The following is a 16,785-nucleotide window of genomic DNA, read 5'->3' on the forward strand; positions in this document are numbered from 1 at the left end:
TGATTTATTTATGCATCAACATATTGAGAAACTGTATTTAAGCGCAAAGAAAGAAAAAAAATTAATTATTGGTCTGATGAGTGGTACCTCGTTAGATGGTCTTGATATCGCACTGTGTGAAGTATCAGGGCAGGGCATGAACACTCATGTAGAAGTATTAAAGTTTACTACCGTTGATTATGACGATGATTATAAAACGCGTGTAAAACGAGTATTCGCCAAACGTGAATGTGACCTTGAAGAAGTCACTTTGCTTAACCCTTGGATTGGCCAATTACATGGTAAAATGGTCGCCAACACGTTAGCAAGCTGGGGAATAGCAAAAGAACTTGTTGATGTGATTGCCAGCCACGGGCAAACCATTTATCACTGCCCTAAAAATCAACACAAGCGTGCAGAATATGGTAATGCAACACTGCAAATTGGTGATAGCGATCATCTAGCCGTGACTGCAGGTATTACGACCATAGCTGATTTTAGACAAAAGCATATTGCAGCGGGTGGCGAAGGCGCACCGCTTGCGGTATATGGTGACTACTTGTATTTCACAAGCACCAGCGAAAACCGCATTTTGCTAAATATGGGCGGCATTGCAAACTTAACCTACTTACCAAAATCAGCAGATGCACGAGCGGTTTTCAGCTCTGACATTGGCCCTGGCAATACCATTATGGATGCCTATGTGCAGCGTTATTTTGCACCACTTCATTATGATAAAGATGCCGCTATTGCAGCAAAAGGCACGGTAAATGAAGCTTTACTAGCTGCGCTTTGTGATGATGCATTTTTTGCTTTAGGGTTTCCAAAAACCACCGGGCCAGAAGTGTTTAATCTAGACTATTTAGCAGCGGCGCAAGCACGCTCGAATACGCAGAGCTTATCGCACTTTGATGTGATGACAACCTTAGTGCAGTTTTCAGGGGTAATGATAGCTAAAGCAATTAACCAATGCAGTGAAGGTTTGACCGATGTGGCTGTATACGCCAGTGGTGGTGGGGTTCATAACCCATTATTAATGAAAACTATTTTGGCTAATTGCCCAGAACTTTCTGTGATAAATAACACCGATTCTTTGGGTATAAACCCAGATGCAAAAGAAGCCGTGTTATTTGCTATTTTAGCGAACGAATGTTTGTCGGGCGGGCAACAACGCTTTGGTAATACCGAGCAAGGGATCCCCGATATTACCATGGGTAAAATTAGCTTTGCTGATTAAAAAAAAGCTAAAAAGCTTGCGCCAATATTGCTGATGTAATGGCGTAAGCCATTGCTTTTAGATTGATCGCCAGTTAACAGCTCTGGTGATGTGCTCGCAGCAATGCTGACATCAAACTGGGCGCTGTCTTTAAGTGTTGCATGCATGCCGTGTAGCATTAATTGCAAAACAAATTCACCACTGTGAGTAACATCCTCTAACGTAAGCATAATAACGTGCTGATCTAGATCGTGCTGCGTTAATGTGTGCGCAGTAAAATAGGCCGATTCACGAGCATCAGGGCGCGTTGCACTGATAGAGATCACATCACCTTCATGGGCATCATCTGGCAGCACACAACAAAATACAACATGCTTTTGCTCATTAGCCGCAAAATGCAATTGTTCATATTCCATAGTATGCGCAAGCGCAGCACATAAAGGGTCTTCACTAGATGGGAGTGCAAACGAAAGTTGCACCAAGGCACTGTCCATTACTTCTTCATTACGTTAGGTGATTAAATTAGCGTCAATTATTGATCAGTTAGATGACAGAATTATGACTATTGTCATATTGCGGATTATTTATATCAAAAACAGAGGAAAGTTGAATGTTTCATTCCAAAACTGAAATGACTTCTGACAAAGCTGTAATGTGATACCTTATTTGGTTAGTTTCAGAGGTGTACTTGTTATAACTGTTTGGGGCTGAATAGTGTTATTCAGACATAAACTTTTCTACTATGAGATTGCGTGGGGGAAATGCGTAATGTAGATACATATAGATTTCGTAGTTTACGGAACGTTTGTATGATCTAGATATTTAGCTCCTTGAACAAGATTAACTCAAAGTATCAGGAGTTACGAATAAAAACACGGCATATACGCGAGTTTCTTACTTAGTAGTATAAAAATATATGAATTATTGTGTGGTTGCTATTAGGATTATTTTTATGCAATAAGATCAAGAAATTGATAGGGATATTGTGTAAATGTAAAAACTAGTGCTACTCTAGCTACGCTTTTCAAGGAAGGAGTTTGTCCTCGTGTTTTCATTCCAAACCCTCGCAATGTTGTTCTTATTAGCTATTTCTAGCTTAAGTATTTGGCTTGCAGATGGTTTCATTACATTCATTGCATTTACCGATGAGGTCGCAAGTATGACTTTTTCACAGCTACTCTATGCAATGACAGAGCTTAATTTGTTTACGATTCTAGCTTTACCAGAATACTGGTATGCGAATTCCAATCATTCATTTTTGGAAGCACCAGCATTTTGGTTTGAGCCTGCAACAAGTATTGCAGGTATCCTCACATTTGTTTTGTTATTGCTATTTTCACGTATTGTTCAACCGTTAACAGGTTACACAATTTCAGCTATCATGCTTTTTCTTGGGATCGGCTATATGTTAGTTAGCTGGGGTATTTTGGTTGATGTAACAGAGCCGCAACAGGTTGGCTCATTTTTAAGTATCGGTGTACAAGGCTTGTTGGTTCATTCGATACTTTGTTTTGGAACTTTGCTTTATATGATAATAAAAAATGCGTACTACAAAATATATTCTATTAATAATATTAAGCTTGCTTAGTCATTTTTGCATTGCAAGTGATGTAAGTTGGCAAAAACAAGCAATAGAGCAAACAAGGCTCAATATTATTTTGTTTATTAATATTGCTATTTTTGCTGTTGTACTAGTACTAACATTGTGGCAATTAGTAAAAACTAAACGAGTCAATCAACATCATTATGAACAAAGTGTGTTAGACCCCTTAACACAATTATTCAATCGTCATGGTTTCCACCAAAGCGTTGATAGACTTGATAATAAATCAGGTTTTTTATTAATCGCAGATATAGATAACTTTAAATCTATCAATGACCGCTTTGGGCATAATATTGGTGATAAGGTTTTACATCGCGTAGCGAAAACATTAAAACAGCAAGTTCGTGATAGTGATATTGTAGCTCGTTATGGGGGGGAGGAGTTTGTGATATTTTTTCCTTCACAAGATAGTAACCAACTAAAGATGATCTCCCAAAGATTAATTTGTTCTGTAAGCGCACTCGATTTTTCAGATTTAAACGAAAATCTAAAGCAAGTCACTATAAGTGTAGGCCTCGATAAAGGTAGTGTTGAGGCTAATCATTTTGAGTTGTTATACGAAAAAGCAGACACACTCCTATACAAAGCTAAAAGTTCAGGTAAAAATCAATTTATCATGGGGCACTTAGAAAGTGCCTCAGTTTAGGTCATTATTTACGTTAGCTTATATTTAAACCACCACACTATTACGGCCAGATCTCTTTGCTGTATACAAGTTTAAATCTACCCTTTTGGCTGCCTGTTCAGACGTTTCATTTGGTGCAATTTCTATAACACCTAAGCTTATCGTTGCGCTTATAGACAATGATGTATGTTCCTTTTCGGCAACAGAAAGTCTGATGCGCTCGGCAATATCTTTTGCATGATCTAAAGATTGATTTTCAAGCACAATTAAAAACTCTTCGCCGCCGACACGACCTACCCGATCAGAACAACGGACGGTTTGCACAATCGTGTTGGTAATAGATATGATTAATTCATCACCAATATCGTGACCGTATTGATCATTGACCGCTTTAAAATGATCGATATCGATAGAAATTAATGAGCTGACTTGCTGATTGAGTTTGTTTTGCAGCATGACGCTTCGTTTTAAATTTAATATAGCTCTTCGATTCGCTATGCCTGTTAGTTCATCTTTTAAAGCGAGTATTTCAAAGTACTTTTTCTGGCGAACTTGTTTGAATGTATAAACGGCGAATAAGAGTAAACACAAGCAAGTTATCATCATAGTTAAGCCTTGCCAAAAAGACTTATCTTCGGCTACTGCTAAAAGCTTTTGTTGTAGCTTTGATTCATGCTCTAAACGAGAAATCTCAAGGTTCTGCTGTTCATAATTAAAGTTTAATCTGGCAGAAATAAGCGTATTATTTGCGATAGCTTGTTGTTTATTTTTAATTAAAGCGATTAATTGTTGTTGAGATGCTATTTGTAAGGAAGTATCTCCTGTTGCAGCTGCAAGCTGTGAGGTTAAATTTAAATAACGCTCCTTTAAGGTCGCGGGCCAAGCTTGTTGTTGCCCGGCTATCTTCTCATAAGATGTAAGGGCGGCTTGCAACTGAGCTGTAGCCAAATACCATTCTGATTTAGTGAAGTTGTAAAGAGTCAAAATCCAGCTGTCAGTAACAGAGAGCGTGCTCAACTCAGTGAGATATGACTCAGCCTGAGATAAACTATTAAGTCTTATATTGAGTTCTGTAAGTTTAATTAATATGTAAGCATAGCCATTATCGCTTTCGAAACGACGAACATCTTTTTTAATCGACTCGTATAGCTCAATTGCCTTTATTAAGTCACCTTTTTCTTCATAGGTATACGCGAGTTGATCCGCTACTTTGTACTGCTCTTGCTCATTGAATTTCGTTAACGCTAATTTGGCTCGCTGCAGTTGTTCAATTGCAAGTTCATAGTTGTACAACGCTATGTGAATATCGGCAATTTCTTTTAATGCGAGTGCTTTTTCGTAATCATTACCTGCTTTTTCAAATAACTGATAAGCAGTTTTAGCAGAGTCGAATGCCTCTTGATAGTTGCCTTTAGCTAACTGAATACGGTTAAGTACTATGTGGGCAAGAGCAATGATTGACAATTTTTTTGAAGAGGTTATTTCGTCTAATGACGGTGTGTTAATTATTGGTTTTAAGTGTTCGAGGGCTTTCTGGTAGTTACCTTGCGTATACTCTTGATTTGCTTCACAGACAGCAAGTTCCTGTATTAAGTTTAAATTGTTTGCTTGATGAATGACTGGTTTGGCTGTTTCTAGAAACTGTTTATATTCGCTAATCCCGTTTGGGGTTGATACATTAGAAAACCAACATTTAAAAGCCATTACTTGCGCATCATCTAGCGCATTTTCATAAGGCATTTGCTTTTCTAATCTAGCTAAAATTTCGACAGATTCAGAATATGTTGTATAACCGTGAAGAACACGGCTGATTTCACTCTGAACATCCTTTGCAGCCACATTGGTTGTAAAAAATAGCAACAAGCACAATATCCTTATCATTTGAGCATTACTCCATAAAGCTACTCTGATACCAATCAATGATATTTTCTTATAATTGCAGGTAGCTTAGCATAATGAAATTTTTGCTTATAAGATTTTGCGTTGAAAAATATCAATAATTTAATGCTTTAAGCTATGATTGGTTACTTTTGGGATTTGAAAGCAGCTCAACACAAAGTAATGGAATTGTGTACCTAAAATGGTGTGGTTACTTTAAATAGTTTTAATTAAAAGGATGTTTTTTTCATGTTAAACAAAATATTACTGTGTAGTGCTTTGTTATTTTCTGTTACAGCACTGGCTGAAAGACCAGACTATTTTAATGATGAGATAGAGCAAGAGTATCTCGCGGTTTTAAAGCATATGGACGAAATGATGCCGCAAACCGATGTAGAGCTTGCCTACTTACCCTCTTTTTATCCGTTTAGCATATTCGATATTCATGCCACTAAATTTAAAAATGACAAAGATAAGCAAGCGTTCACTAACTTTAACTTAGGTGTGCTTGGCAGCCAGTTTTTAAATGTTAAAGAGCAAGTTGGAACAAAACTTCCAAATTTAGTTATTTGTAAAAAAGAAAAGTGTACTGAACAAAGACTTAAGTTAATTCGGTCATTTTTAGATGTATCGGAAGCTGAGATTTTGGTATTTAAAAATAACCAAACTTTAAAACTTGTACAGCAATCTGCGCCGCACGTGTACCGTGTTAACAATACTTTTTATTCTCCCACCCAATTAATAAGCTATACACCATCAACATATGCTGGGTTTGTACCCTCTGCCGATTATAAAATTCTAAGCCCTGATGCAGAGCCAAACTTGATGGAGCTATCAGCTGATACACAAGAACTCAGAGATTTAATGGTTGAGTATAAGGTTGCAGCTATTACAAAAGATGAGTATGACAGCGTCAATGTGATCTTTGGTGGCATTAGCGATAATCATTGGGGAGTAGTCCTTTTAGACAAATACACTATACCTAAAAGTGGTGATAGAAATGCTTTTGGCCTTGAGTACGAAATAATCAAACCACTCTCTAAAACAAGCTTTTATTACCAAACAAATTAAAATTACTTTTCCAATAAGCTGATGAATTAATTGGAATACACAATGAGGATGTTTGAAAATAGCCAATTGAAGCATTCTCGTTGTGTGTTTAAAAGTTTCACTTAGCAGTCTTTAGCAGGAAAAACCAGCAAACTTAAAATACAGCAACGAGTAATTGTGTTTATTCAAGGCAATATAAAGATCATTTTCCAGAATTAGTCTCTGATGATGAAATTGGCCGATTAAAGCGTTTTTATGAGCATAGTGATGGAAGAGTCTCAATATTTTGGACTTATCAATCTGGCAATGTTTGGTTAGAGAAGCTGACTCTCATTAAGGTGCAAGATGATGGTTATAGCGAATTGTCGTCTATTTCTTTTAACGACGTTGAAGAAAGTACGAAAAAGATTGGCGAACAGCTTGTTATACAATTACGTACATATGATGAAAGTGATCCTCATTGCTGCCCCAGCAAGAAAACCACTTTACGCTACCGTATTTATAATAGTGATTTCGTTAAGTTATAGCCTGATTGTTTTGCTTCAGGCTATAAATCAAGAATTAGCAAATATGGTATTCGCCACGGGGTTTGTTGCTGAACATAAAGGCTTGTAACTCAGATTTAAGTACTTCGACAATATCCGTTGTAAAAGGCGTTCTTATTTCACCAGAGTCTAAATATCTCAGTAAATCAATTTCATGTTTTAGGGCAGACTGAATAGAATAAATAATTGGGTAGGTTACTTTAAACTGTTTATGCGATATCACATTGTCGTGGTTTTCAATCTCAACATAGAAAGTTAATTGCTCATCTTCTTCGCAAATGTCGCTACAGGTGCCTTGCTCACGAATACAATCTAAAACAATATTTCTGATGAAAATATCAAATTCGTTCATTTTAATCCCTCAATATTACACCCATCCTTTGGGTACGAAAGAAATGTAGCAAAAAATAATTACTTTAGCCAATTCAATTTTGCAGCTTTTGGATTAACTCTTTCTGAATGGGTTGGTTTAAAAGCATTAGGGGGTAGTAGTTAGTGGATAGAGAATAGGGTGCTTGAAACAAGTTTCTCGCCTACGTTGTAGCAGCGGCTTTATGCCGCGTCATTGATAAATATTACGAGAAACGAGGTCGTCATTTATGGCGACAAGGGGAGAGGTCGATGCGTTTCTTGCACTTCGTAACTCGATCGTCGTAACTTCCCCCTTTACCCTAGTAACTCGCTAACTACTCCTAAAGCCTAGAGCCCAGAGCCTAAATCCTAGCCCCTAAAACCTCCCCCCTCACAATCTCTGCGCCTTTACTTAGCGCACTGAGCTTGGCGCTTGCTATGTGGCGAGGGAGGGGAGCCATACCGCAGTTTGTACATGGGGAAAGCTTGTCGGCATCAACATATTTCAGGGCTTCTCGTAATGTCTGTGCTACCTCATCAGGGGTTTCGATTTCATTGCTTGCTACATCAATGGCACCAACCATCACTTTTTTGCCGCGTATAAGTGCTAATAGCTCAATAGGTACGCGAGAGTTGTGGCACTCAAGTGAAATAATATCGATATTCGATTTTTGAAGTTTTGGGAATACTTCTTCGTATTGACGCCATTCACTCCCCAATGTTTGTTTCCAATCTGTGTTGGCTTTAATGCCATAGCCGTAGCAAATGTGCACGGCAGTTTCGCATTTTAAGCCTTCGATTGCTCTTTCTAGGCACTTAATGCCCCAGTCATTAACATCATCGAAGAACACATTAAACGCAGGCTCATCAAATTGAATAATATCAACACCCGCAGCTTCGAGCTCTTTCGCTTCTTGATTGAGGATTTTGGCAAATTCCCACGCTAGTTGTTCACGGCTTTGATAGTGTGCGTCATACAAGGTGTCGATCATGGTCATAGGCCCTGGCAATGCCCATTTTATAGGTTGCTTGGTCTGCGAACGTAAAAACTTGGCGTCTTCAACAAACACGGGTTTGCTGCGTGATACCGGGCCAAATACACTTGGTACACTGGCATCGTAGCGATTACGAATGGTCACTGTTTTACGGTTTTCAAAATCAACGCCATTTAAGTGTTCTATAAAGGTCGTTACAAAGTGTTGGCGAGTTTGCTCGCCATCGCTCACGATATCAATGCCAGCTTGTCGTTGCTCTTGTAAGGCAACACGCAGCGCGTCTTGTTTGCCGTCGATAAGTTCTGCACCTTGCAATTTCCAAGGTGACCATAAGGTTTCAGGCTCAGCAAGCCAAGCTGGTTTTGGTAAACTGCCTGCTGTCGATGTAGGTAATAACTTTTTCATTTTTACTCTCATTAAATTGCGTAGTTGGCAGACCATTTTTCAAGTACTGATTGATAAGGCTTAATAAAGTGTTGCTCAGTAAATTTACCTTGTGCAATTGCTAGTTGACTGCGCTCTTCACGGTCGTAGACAATTTGCGTGATCGAGTGATCGGCGTTTCTTAAATTTGGTTGATAGCAACTACCCGCCACGGCATTGGCATTATAAATTTCTGGACGATAGATTTTCTGGAATGTTTCCATGGTGCTAATCGTGCTGATCAACTCTAAGTTGGTGTAATCGTTCAGCAAGTCACCAAAGAAATAAAACGCCAGCGGAGCAACTGTGTTTGGTGGCATAAAATAGCGCACCTGCAAGCCCATTTTTTTAAAGTATTGCTCGGTTAATGACGACTCATTTGGTAGGTACTCTGCACCTAAAATTGGGTGTTGGTTTTCTGTACGATGGTACGTTTTGTTATCAGACACGCTTAAACAAATAACCGGTGTTTTTGTAAAGTGCTGCTTGTAAGTCTCTGAGTCAATGAAGTATTTAAATAGTTTACCGTGTAAGTCACCAAAGTTTTCGGGAATGCTGAATTCGCTTTTCGCTTTATTATGATCAAGCAGCAGTACGCTAAAATCATAATCGCGCACGTAAGATGAAAAGTTATTACCAACAATACCATCGATACGTTCATTAGTTTGGTGATCAATGATATTAGTTTTTAGCACTTCAATTGACGGGAATGCCTCTGTGCTATGTGCAATTTCTAGATCAACTGAGATGATCTCAAGCTCTACTGAGTAGCGGTCGCCTTGCGGGTTATCCCAGTTTGCTAGCGCATTAAAGCGGCTATCAATCATTTTTAATGCATTACGCAAATTCTGCTGGCGACTTTCACCGCGAGCTAGGTTTGCAAAGTTTGTGGTAAGTCGTGTGCTATTTGACGGATGATAATTTTCGTCGAGGCAAATACTTTTAATTGTAAATCTGAAATCGTTGTTCATGGCAATGTATCCTAAAGTCCTGAGATAAATGATTGCTGCTCACCTTCCTTAAATCGCTAGGTCATTAACCTTGAGGTGGCTTGGTATCTATTTATACGTGCCCATCACCATGAAGAAAAACGTTTTTATTTCAGGTAAAACATGAGGCAGATTCATGAATATTTGCTGTTTTAATAAAACATTTAAGAAGGGATAGTGAAAAAATGCTTCAAAGCCAATTTGGACGTCTAGACTTCTGAATTTGTTTGTTCGAGTTGCAGTAATTTCATATAAAACGTGAGTAATATTCACTACTTAACAGGACTTTTGAGAGCAACCCCGTACTTTATTGTTGTTATACTCGTCTTCCTAAACCAACAACACAGACAAATACAATGAATGAATTAATCGTGCTTATTATTGCTTGCGCCATACTTGGTAGCGGAGTGGGCTTTTTAGCTGGGCTATTAGGAATTGGTGGAGGCCTAGTAATTGTGCCTATATTAAGCATGATCTTGCTGCATTTTCAGGTGTTACCCGCAGAGCAAGTGGTGCTGGTGGCAATTGCTACATCGCTTGCCTCAATTCTTTTTACATCTACGTCATCAGCTATCGCTCACCATAAAAATGGTAATGTGCCTTGGCAATTGGCTCCGTGGGTGATGACTGGGGTTGCACTAGGCGCACTTATCAGTGGTTTTTTGGCTTCGCTATTACCTGCAAATGTGGTGCGAATAGTGTTTGCTGTGAGTGTGGTGCTTATTGCATTAAAAATGATTTTCAGCAGTAAAAACGACAGCCAAATATTACACTCGCTACCTAATAAAGGGCTTTTAACGCTTTATACAAGCATCACAGGGGGGCTTTCTGCCATGATAGGCATTGGCGGTGGTGCGGTACTTGTGCCGTTACTGACGTTTTTCTCGGTTGATATGAAAAAAGCCATTGGCTGTGCTTCGGCCTGCGGTATTGTCATTGCGCTATTTGGCTCAGTGGGTTACATCAGTTCGGGCAGCCAGTACTTTACATTAAAAGAAGGCTTTGCTGGTTTTGTTTATTTGCCTGCCTTGTTTGGCATTGTGTGTACTTCGTGGTTTACCGCACCATTAGGTGCAAAAGCAACGCATCATTTACCTGTCTCCACCATCAAAAAGATCTTTGCGGGGCTGTTGGTTATTATGGCTGTAAATATGCTATCTAAATAGTGTTAACGTATTAATTCGACAACACGAAAGTCGTTTGTTAATGTCAGTTAAGCAGTTTTTAGGCTGCTTAACTGCCTTTTTTCGAAAGCTGTAGGCGCTAATTAAGGACTCTTTTTTAAGGAACATGCTATGGATCGTCGGTGCTTTCAAGCGAGTAAAAAAACACTAAGCTCTTTATTTGTTGCTCTATCGCTAATGGCTTTGCCAGTGACTGCTGAGCCTACAAAACCTCTCGAGACTCACCATGCTTTAATGGGCCAAATTCTCAGTGCAAATCAACAAACACCCCTTTCAGGTTTTGCACTTCATGTAATTGTTGATGATGGACATGCTTTTTCAACGGCAAAGCAAAGTAAAGAAAATGCGCCGCAAGTTATTAACCCAAATAGTTTATTTAGAATTGCCAGTGTGACCAAAACCTTCACTGCGGCAACGGTACTTCGTTTGCATGAAGAAGGTAAATTAAACCTTGATACAACGCTCGATAAGTTAATTTCTGACGACTTTTTTGCGCTTCTTGAAAGTGATGGCTATGCCCTTGATAAAATAACGATAAAGCAAGTGCTGAGTCATACGGCAGGATTATATGATCACGCTCAAAGCGATCAGTATTTAGCTGGCATAATGGCAAACCCGCAGCAAGATATTACGATGCGCGAGCAAATTAAAGGGTGTGTAGAGTGGGGCGACCCAGTTGGTAAACCCGGTGAGCGTTTTTCATATTCAGATACCGGTTATGTGTTACTCGGCCATATTATTGAAAGAGTGACAGATTTACCGCTACCTGAAGCGGTTCGCCAATATTTAAGTTTCGATAAAAACCAGATTGAAAATGTGGTCTGGGAACGGGGTGATACGGTTGCTGTGGATGAATCTCGACGCGTACATCAATACTTGCATGGCACCGATACTTTTAATTGGAGCCCAACTGTCGATTTATATGGTGGTGGTGGGCTTGTTGCCAGCCCAATCGGTATGGCTAAATTTTATCAGGCTTTATTTTCAGGTAAGGTCTTCAAACATCCAGAAACGCTCAAACTCATGCTCTCGGATAAAGGCTTACCAGCAGATAGCCCTTACCGTTTAGGTGTATTTGCAAAAGAATATAACGGCACCTTGGTTTATCAACATGGTGGCTTTTGGGGCACTTTGGTGATGTATGAACCAACAACGCAGGTGGTGGTCGCAGGGGCTGTTACTCAGCAAAAAGACTACGCCCAGCTTGAAAAAGTAATGAGTGACTATTTAACTTTACATGCAAAATCAGCACTCTAAACACGCCAAAACCTAAGCTGGCGCACAGATGCGCCAGATTCTTTCTTTAGTTCAATTTAAGCTAAGCCATTAAATAAGAAAAATAACTTGCGCACTTTATATAGCAAAAATATTATATAACCAAATTGTTATGGAGTGAGTCGTGAAAGTTCTCTTTTTATGTACAGAAAATTCAGCCCGATCAATTATGGCTGAGGCGTTGCTTAAACATCATGGTAAAGGTGAGTTTGAAGTATTTAGTGCGGGTACAGAACCTCATGCGGTAGACCTTCGTACGCTTGCGGCGATTGAGCATTTTGGCTTAAAAACCGATGACTTACACTCAAAGCACTTAAATGATGTAACTAACCTGTATTTTGATTATGTAATTACATTGTGCGACAAAGCAGCAAAAGAGTGTGCAAATCGTGTTGATGGTACACATTGCCTTGCATGGGATTTTATCGATCCTAAAACGCGTCCTGAACCTCACGTTTTTGAAAAAACCTTGCAAGAAATCAATGAGCGAATCAAACAGTTTGTGCAATCCCATAACAAAGAAAAACCAGCATCGATTTCGCCAACCACATTTTATAAAGCCCTTGCAGATGATATTCGTTTAAAAAGCTTACTGCTTATCGCCGTTGAGCAAGAGGTTTGCGTATGCGAACTAATGACGGCACTTAACGAGCAGAGCCAACCAAAGGTTTCAAGGCATTTAGCGCAACTTAAAAAACAGGGCATTTTGTCGGATAGAAAACACCAGCAGTGGGTGTTTTACTCTTTAAACCCGACTCTACCTATGTGGATGAAACAAACAATTACCTCGACCGTGGTAAACGAACCAAATTTCATAGAAAACGAGTTAGCAAGGCTAAATGCGATGGGCGATGATCGCCCAACCCGTGTTGCTCGTTGCTGCAATTAAGGACTAAAAATGGGTGTTTTTGAACGATATTTATCTGTATGGGTTGCTGCTGCTATCGCCATCGGTGTGGCGCTTGGGGTGATGTTTCCGCCTTTATTTGAGTTAATAGCCAAAGCCGAAGTGGCGCATGTAAACATTGTTGTTGCACTGTTTATTTGGGTAATGATCTACCCGATGATGGTGCAAGTTGATTTTTCAACAATCAAAGAAGTCGGTAAAAACCCTAAAGGGCTGATGCTCACTTTAATCATTAACTGGCTTATCAAACCGTTTTCAATGGCCGCATTAGGTTGGCTATTTTTTGAAGGGTTATTTGCTGATTTCGTTAGCCCTGAAACTGCGCAAGAATATATTGCTGGGATGATTTTGCTTGGTGTTGCACCTTGTACTGCAATGGTGTTTGTGTGGTCACAACTGACTAAAGGCGATGCAAATTATACCTTAGTGCAAGTGTCTGTGAACGACATCATTATGATTTTTGCTTTTGCACCAATTGCGGGTTTACTGCTGGGTGTATCTGATATTCATGTGCCTTGGCTTACACTGATGATTTCGGTTGTGCTGTATGTATTGCTGCCACTCGTTGCCGGGGTATTAACACGAAAAGCTCTTAATAATTCAGCACAAAATGAGGCTGCTGTGCAGTCATTTTTAGAGAAAATTAAACCTTACTCAGTTATTGGTTTACTGGCCACAGTAGTCTTGCTGTTTGGGTTTCAGGCGAACACGATTTTAGCCCAACCGCTTAACATTGTACTGATTGCCATCCCGCTTGTTTTGCAAACCTACGGTATTTTTGCAATCACTTATTTCATTGCGTTAAAGCTCAGGCTTAAACACAACATTGCAGGGCCTGCCTGTTTAATTGGTACTTCTAACTTTTTTGAGTTAGCGGTCGCAGTGGCTATTTCATTATTTGGTTTGCACTCGGGTGCAGCATTAGCAACCGTTGTTGGGGTGTTGGTCGAAGTACCTGTGATGCTGTCGTTGGTTGCAATCGTTAATAAAACAACACATTGGTTTAAAGAGTAATTGGGGAATCATAATGCAATTACATCCATTTGATATTTTACAGCTAGAAACTGGGGCATTTGTTTTTACCCCTTGCCCTGGCACAAAAGGCGTTGGCTTATCACAGTCTGTTGCTGATTTAAAAGCGGCAGGTGCAAAAGCAATTATTACTCTAATGTACGATGAAGAGCTTATTAAAAATGGGGCGCAGCAGCTTGCAATCGAATGTGAGCAAGCCGGTCTTAGCTGGTTTCAATTACCTATTGTTGATGATGACGCGCCAAGCGAAGCGTTTAGTTTAGCTTTCAACAAACACCTTAACGAGATTCTTGCCATCATAAAAAGCGGTGGTAGCGTGGCTGTGCACTGTAAAGGCGGCTCAGGCCGTACAGGCTTAGTTATTGGTTTATTAATGCATGAGCTTGGGTATGCTAAAAACGACATAGTTAATCAAGTGCAGGCTATTCGCCCTAAATCGTTGCATAACCCAGTACAACGTTCATATTTCGACAACTTTCAAAAAGTAGGAGCTTAACAATGGCAATTAAAGTAGGCATTAATGGTTTTGGCCGCATGGGTCGTTTATCACTAAGAGCAGCGTTTGCATGGGACGACGTTGAGTTTGTGCATATTAATGATCCTGCGGGTGATGCAGCTACATTGGCTCACTTACTAAAGTATGATTCGGTGCACGGTATTTGGCCTCATGAGGTTGAAAGTAAAGACAATGCTGTGATCATCGATGGCCACGAAATTAACGTTACGCAAAATAAAACGATTGCAGACACTGATTGGTCTGGTTGCGATATCGTTATTGAAGCCTCTGGCGTGATGAAAGAAAAGTCACTACTTCAGGCTTATCTTGACCAAGGTGTGAAGAAAGTTGTTGTCACCGCCCCTGTAAAAGAAGACGGTGTGCTGAATATTGTAATGGGTGTAAACGATGATTTATACGATGTAAATCAGCATGATATTGTTACAGCAGCATCGTGCACTACCAACTGTTTAGCGCCTGTGGTTAAAGTATTGCAAGAAAAAATTGGTATCAAACATGGTTCAATGACCACTATTCACGATATTACTAACACGCAAACTATCTTAGATGCGCCGCATAAAGATTTACGTCGTGCTCGCGCATGCGGCATGAGCTTAATTCCAACTACAACCGGCTCTGCAACAGCAATTACACATATTTTCCCTGAACTTAAAGGCAAATTAAACGGCCACGCGGTTCGTGTGCCTTTAGCAAACGCATCAATCACTGATTGTGTGTTTGAAGTGACAAAGCCAACCACCGCTGAGCAAATTAACCAGTGGATGCAAGAAGCCGCAGAGGGCGAGCTAAAAGGCATTTTGGGCTATGAAGAAAAGCCACTTGTTTCTATCGATTACAAAACCGATCCACGCTCAAGCATTGTTGATGCGCTATCAACCATGGTTGTCAACGATACACAAGTTAAGCTGTATGTTTGGTACGATAACGAATGGGGTTATGCAAACCGCACCGCCGAACTTGCCCATAAAGTTGCGCGATCACTACAGGGTTAAAAGCAATGACGCGTTTGGCTAATCTTCCCGTTGATATAAAGCAGTACTTAATTGTCACCGGGAATTACTGGGCATTTACGCTAACAGATGGCGCATTGAGAATGTTGGTGGTACTGCATTTTCATGCGCTTGGCTACTCGCCTTTGAGTATTGCCATGCTGTTTTTGTTTTATGAGATTTTTGGTGTTGTCACTAACTTAGTGGGCGGCTATTTAGGCGCAAGGCTTGGTTTAAATAAAACTATGAACATTGGCCTTGCTATACAGGTTGTAGCCTTGTTCATGTTGGCAGTCCCTCCTGAATGGCTGAGTGTTGCCTATGTGATGTTAGCGCAGGCGCTGTCTGGGATTGCCAAAGATCTCAATAAAATGAGCGCTAAAAGCTCAATCAAAATGCTGGTTGCCAGTGGCCAAGAAGGCACCTTGTTTAAATGGGTAGCGATACTAACAGGCTCTAAAAACGCCTTAAAAGGTGTGGGCTTCTTTTTAGGTGGCTTACTACTGACATTAATGTCGTTTAAAGGCGCAATGCTAACCATGGCTACCGCTTTGCTGGTGGTGTGGTGTTTTAGTATTTATGCACTTAAAAATGATTTAGGCAAAGCTAAAAACAAGCCTAAGTTTAACGAAATATTTTCAAAAAGTAGTTCAATCAATATCTTGTCAGCCGCGAGGTTGTTTTTGTTTGGTGCGCGTGATGTTTGGTTTGTAGTTGCACTTCCGGTGTTTTTATCACAAGCTTTTGGTTGGGATCATTGGACCGTGGGGGCCTTCTTAGCTAGCTGGATCATTGGTTATGGGATAGTGCAATCTTTTGCACCTAAAATCATTAAGCTTAATAAGCAAACATCACCAAGCGCAGAAACAGTTAAGTGGGCATCCTTGCTTGCTTTAGTCACCTTAGCCATTGCCCTTGCTATTGGTTTTGACTGGGCAGTAAAACCAATGCTGATAGGCGGACTGATGTTATTTGGTGTGCTATTCGCGATTAACTCATCTTTGCACAGCTACTTAATTGTTAGTATGGCTGATGCCGATGGCGTGTCACTCGATGTCGGGTTTTACTATATGGCCAATGCCATGGGACGCTTAATTGGTACTGTGTTGTCAGGCTTAGTGTTTCAGCTTTATGGCTTAGCAGCCTGTTTAGCTATCTCACTATTATTTATTGTTATTACCGCCCTTATTTCGACTAAATTACCAAAACAAATTTAGTTAAATCTAA

At 39.9% G+C, this 16,785-nt stretch carries 16 protein-coding genes; 11 read left to right on the forward strand and 5 right to left on the reverse strand.

Going from position 1 to position 16,785, the window contains the following annotated elements; all coding sequences use genetic code 11:
* The first annotated feature begins 10 nt into the window (after window positions 1-10).
* Complete coding sequence (locus HUS62_RS10645) at window positions 11-1,216, forward strand: anhydro-N-acetylmuramic acid kinase (protein ID WP_175079492.1); 1,206 nt, start codon at window positions 11-13, stop codon at window positions 1,214-1,216.
* Here HUS62_RS10645 and HUS62_RS10650 read toward each other — a convergent pair.
* Complete coding sequence (locus HUS62_RS10650) at window positions 1,213-1,689, reverse strand: hypothetical protein (protein ID WP_175079493.1); 477 nt, start codon at window positions 1,687-1,689, stop codon at window positions 1,213-1,215. The two genes, HUS62_RS10645 and HUS62_RS10650, sit on opposite strands and share 4 nt — an antisense overlap.
* A 551-nt stretch (window positions 1,690-2,240) precedes the next feature.
* Here HUS62_RS10650 and HUS62_RS10655 point away from each other — a divergent pair.
* Window positions 2,241-2,783 carry a hypothetical protein gene (locus tag HUS62_RS10655; protein ID WP_175079494.1) on the forward strand — a complete coding sequence of 181 codons (543 nt, stop codon included), beginning with the start codon at window positions 2,241-2,243 and terminating at the stop codon, window positions 2,781-2,783.
* Entirely contained in the window at window positions 2,737-3,444 is a 708-nt protein-coding gene (locus HUS62_RS10660; protein WP_175079495.1) for a GGDEF domain-containing protein, read from the forward strand. Before HUS62_RS10655 ends, HUS62_RS10660 begins: the two co-directional genes overlap by 47 nt.
* A gap of 24 nt (window positions 3,445-3,468) precedes the next feature.
* On the opposite strand, the gene HUS62_RS10665 is transcribed toward HUS62_RS10660, so the two are convergent.
* Window positions 3,469-5,286 (reverse strand): GGDEF domain-containing protein, encoded by a 1,818-nt coding sequence (locus HUS62_RS10665; RefSeq protein ID WP_175079496.1) that lies wholly within the window; start codon window positions 5,284-5,286, stop codon window positions 3,469-3,471.
* A 264-nt stretch (window positions 5,287-5,550) separates the two neighbouring features.
* On the opposite strand from HUS62_RS10665, the gene HUS62_RS10670 reads away from it, so the two are divergent.
* Window positions 5,551-6,372 (forward strand): hypothetical protein, encoded by an 822-nt coding sequence (locus tag HUS62_RS10670; RefSeq protein WP_258536764.1) that lies wholly within the window; start codon window positions 5,551-5,553, stop codon window positions 6,370-6,372.
* 540 nt (window positions 6,373-6,912) lie between these two features.
* Here HUS62_RS10670 and HUS62_RS10675 read toward each other — a convergent pair.
* The 3 genes from HUS62_RS10675 to HUS62_RS10685 all read right to left on the reverse strand — a co-directional run bounded on the left by HUS62_RS10675 (window position 6,913) and on the right by HUS62_RS10685 (window position 9,636).
* Entirely contained in the window at window positions 6,913-7,248 is a 336-nt protein-coding gene (locus HUS62_RS10675) for a hypothetical protein (protein WP_175079497.1), read from the reverse strand.
* A 361-nt stretch (window positions 7,249-7,609) separates the two neighbouring features.
* Window positions 7,610-8,647 carry a methionine synthase gene (locus tag HUS62_RS10680; RefSeq protein WP_175079498.1) on the reverse strand — a complete coding sequence of 346 codons (1,038 nt, stop codon included), beginning with the start codon at window positions 8,645-8,647 and terminating at the stop codon, window positions 7,610-7,612.
* 11 nt (window positions 8,648-8,658) lie between these two features.
* A complete protein-coding gene (locus HUS62_RS10685; protein ID WP_175079499.1) occupies window positions 8,659-9,636 on the reverse strand; it encodes a DUF1852 domain-containing protein in 978 nt (325 codons plus the stop codon).
* A 374-nt stretch (window positions 9,637-10,010) separates the two neighbouring features.
* On the opposite strand from HUS62_RS10685, the gene HUS62_RS10690 reads away from it, so the two are divergent.
* The 7 genes from HUS62_RS10690 to arsJ all read left to right on the forward strand — a co-directional run bounded on the left by HUS62_RS10690 (window position 10,011) and on the right by arsJ (window position 16,775).
* On the forward strand, window positions 10,011-10,820 hold the full coding sequence (locus tag HUS62_RS10690; RefSeq protein ID WP_175079500.1) for a sulfite exporter TauE/SafE family protein: 810 nt from the start codon (window positions 10,011-10,013) through the stop codon (window positions 10,818-10,820).
* 129 nt (window positions 10,821-10,949) lie between these two features.
* Window positions 10,950-12,095, forward strand: coding sequence for a serine hydrolase (locus tag HUS62_RS10695; RefSeq protein WP_175079501.1), 1,146 nt, complete (start codon window positions 10,950-10,952; stop codon window positions 12,093-12,095).
* Between the two features lie 142 nt (window positions 12,096-12,237).
* Window positions 12,238-13,002: a metalloregulator ArsR/SmtB family transcription factor gene (locus HUS62_RS10700; RefSeq protein ID WP_175079502.1), complete on the forward strand. Its 765-nt coding sequence runs from the start codon at window positions 12,238-12,240 to the stop codon at window positions 13,000-13,002.
* A 9-nt stretch (window positions 13,003-13,011) separates the two neighbouring features.
* Window positions 13,012-14,034: an ACR3 family arsenite efflux transporter gene (gene arsB / locus HUS62_RS10705; RefSeq protein ID WP_175079503.1), complete on the forward strand. Its 1,023-nt coding sequence runs from the start codon at window positions 13,012-13,014 to the stop codon at window positions 14,032-14,034.
* 13 nt (window positions 14,035-14,047) lie between these two features.
* Entirely contained in the window at window positions 14,048-14,548 is a 501-nt protein-coding gene (locus HUS62_RS10710) for a dual specificity protein phosphatase family protein (protein ID WP_175079504.1), read from the forward strand.
* Between the two features lie 2 nt (window positions 14,549-14,550).
* The gene (locus tag HUS62_RS10715) at window positions 14,551-15,561 is read left to right on the forward strand and encodes an ArsJ-associated glyceraldehyde-3-phosphate dehydrogenase (RefSeq protein ID WP_175079505.1); all 1,011 of its coding nucleotides are present in this window, start codon (window positions 14,551-14,553) and stop codon (window positions 15,559-15,561) included.
* Window positions 15,562-15,566: 5 nt separating this feature from the next.
* Window positions 15,567-16,775: an organoarsenical effux MFS transporter ArsJ gene (arsJ, locus tag HUS62_RS10720; RefSeq protein ID WP_175079506.1), complete on the forward strand. Its 1,209-nt coding sequence runs from the start codon at window positions 15,567-15,569 to the stop codon at window positions 16,773-16,775.
* Window positions 16,776-16,785 lie beyond the last annotated feature (10 nt).

Source organism: Pseudoalteromonas sp. 0303, from assembly GCF_013349995.1.
In the GTDB taxonomy this organism is placed as follows: domain Bacteria; phylum Pseudomonadota; class Gammaproteobacteria; order Enterobacterales; family Alteromonadaceae; genus Pseudoalteromonas.

Bases quoted from the DNA above. Each gene is read 5' to 3' on its own strand.
- HUS62_RS10660 (WP_175079495.1), top strand. From the start codon at position 2,737: ATGCGTACTACAAAATATATTCTATTAATAATATTAAGCTTGCTTAGT.
- HUS62_RS10690 (WP_175079500.1), top strand. From the start codon at position 10,011: ATGAATGAATTAATCGTGCTTATTATTGCTTGCGCCATACTTGGTAGC.
- HUS62_RS10695 (WP_175079501.1), top strand. From the start codon at position 10,950: ATGGATCGTCGGTGCTTTCAAGCGAGTAAAAAAACACTAAGCTCTTTA.
- HUS62_RS10675 (WP_175079497.1), bottom strand. From the start codon at position 7,248: ATGAACGAATTTGATATTTTCATCAGAAATATTGTTTTAGATTGTATT.
- HUS62_RS10645 (WP_175079492.1), top strand. From the start codon at position 11: ATGCATCAACATATTGAGAAACTGTATTTAAGCGCAAAGAAAGAAAAA.
- HUS62_RS10710 (WP_175079504.1), top strand. From the start codon at position 14,048: ATGCAATTACATCCATTTGATATTTTACAGCTAGAAACTGGGGCATTT.
- HUS62_RS10685 (WP_175079499.1), bottom strand. From the start codon at position 9,636: ATGAACAACGATTTCAGATTTACAATTAAAAGTATTTGCCTCGACGAA.
- arsB (WP_175079503.1), top strand. From the start codon at position 13,012: ATGGGTGTTTTTGAACGATATTTATCTGTATGGGTTGCTGCTGCTATC.
- HUS62_RS10670 (WP_258536764.1), top strand. From the start codon at position 5,551: ATGTTAAACAAAATATTACTGTGTAGTGCTTTGTTATTTTCTGTTACA.
- arsJ (WP_175079506.1), top strand. From the start codon at position 15,567: ATGACGCGTTTGGCTAATCTTCCCGTTGATATAAAGCAGTACTTAATT.
- HUS62_RS10715 (WP_175079505.1), top strand. From the start codon at position 14,551: ATGGCAATTAAAGTAGGCATTAATGGTTTTGGCCGCATGGGTCGTTTA.
- HUS62_RS10650 (WP_175079493.1), bottom strand. From the start codon at position 1,689: ATGGACAGTGCCTTGGTGCAACTTTCGTTTGCACTCCCATCTAGTGAA.
- HUS62_RS10680 (WP_175079498.1), bottom strand. From the start codon at position 8,647: ATGAAAAAGTTATTACCTACATCGACAGCAGGCAGTTTACCAAAACCA.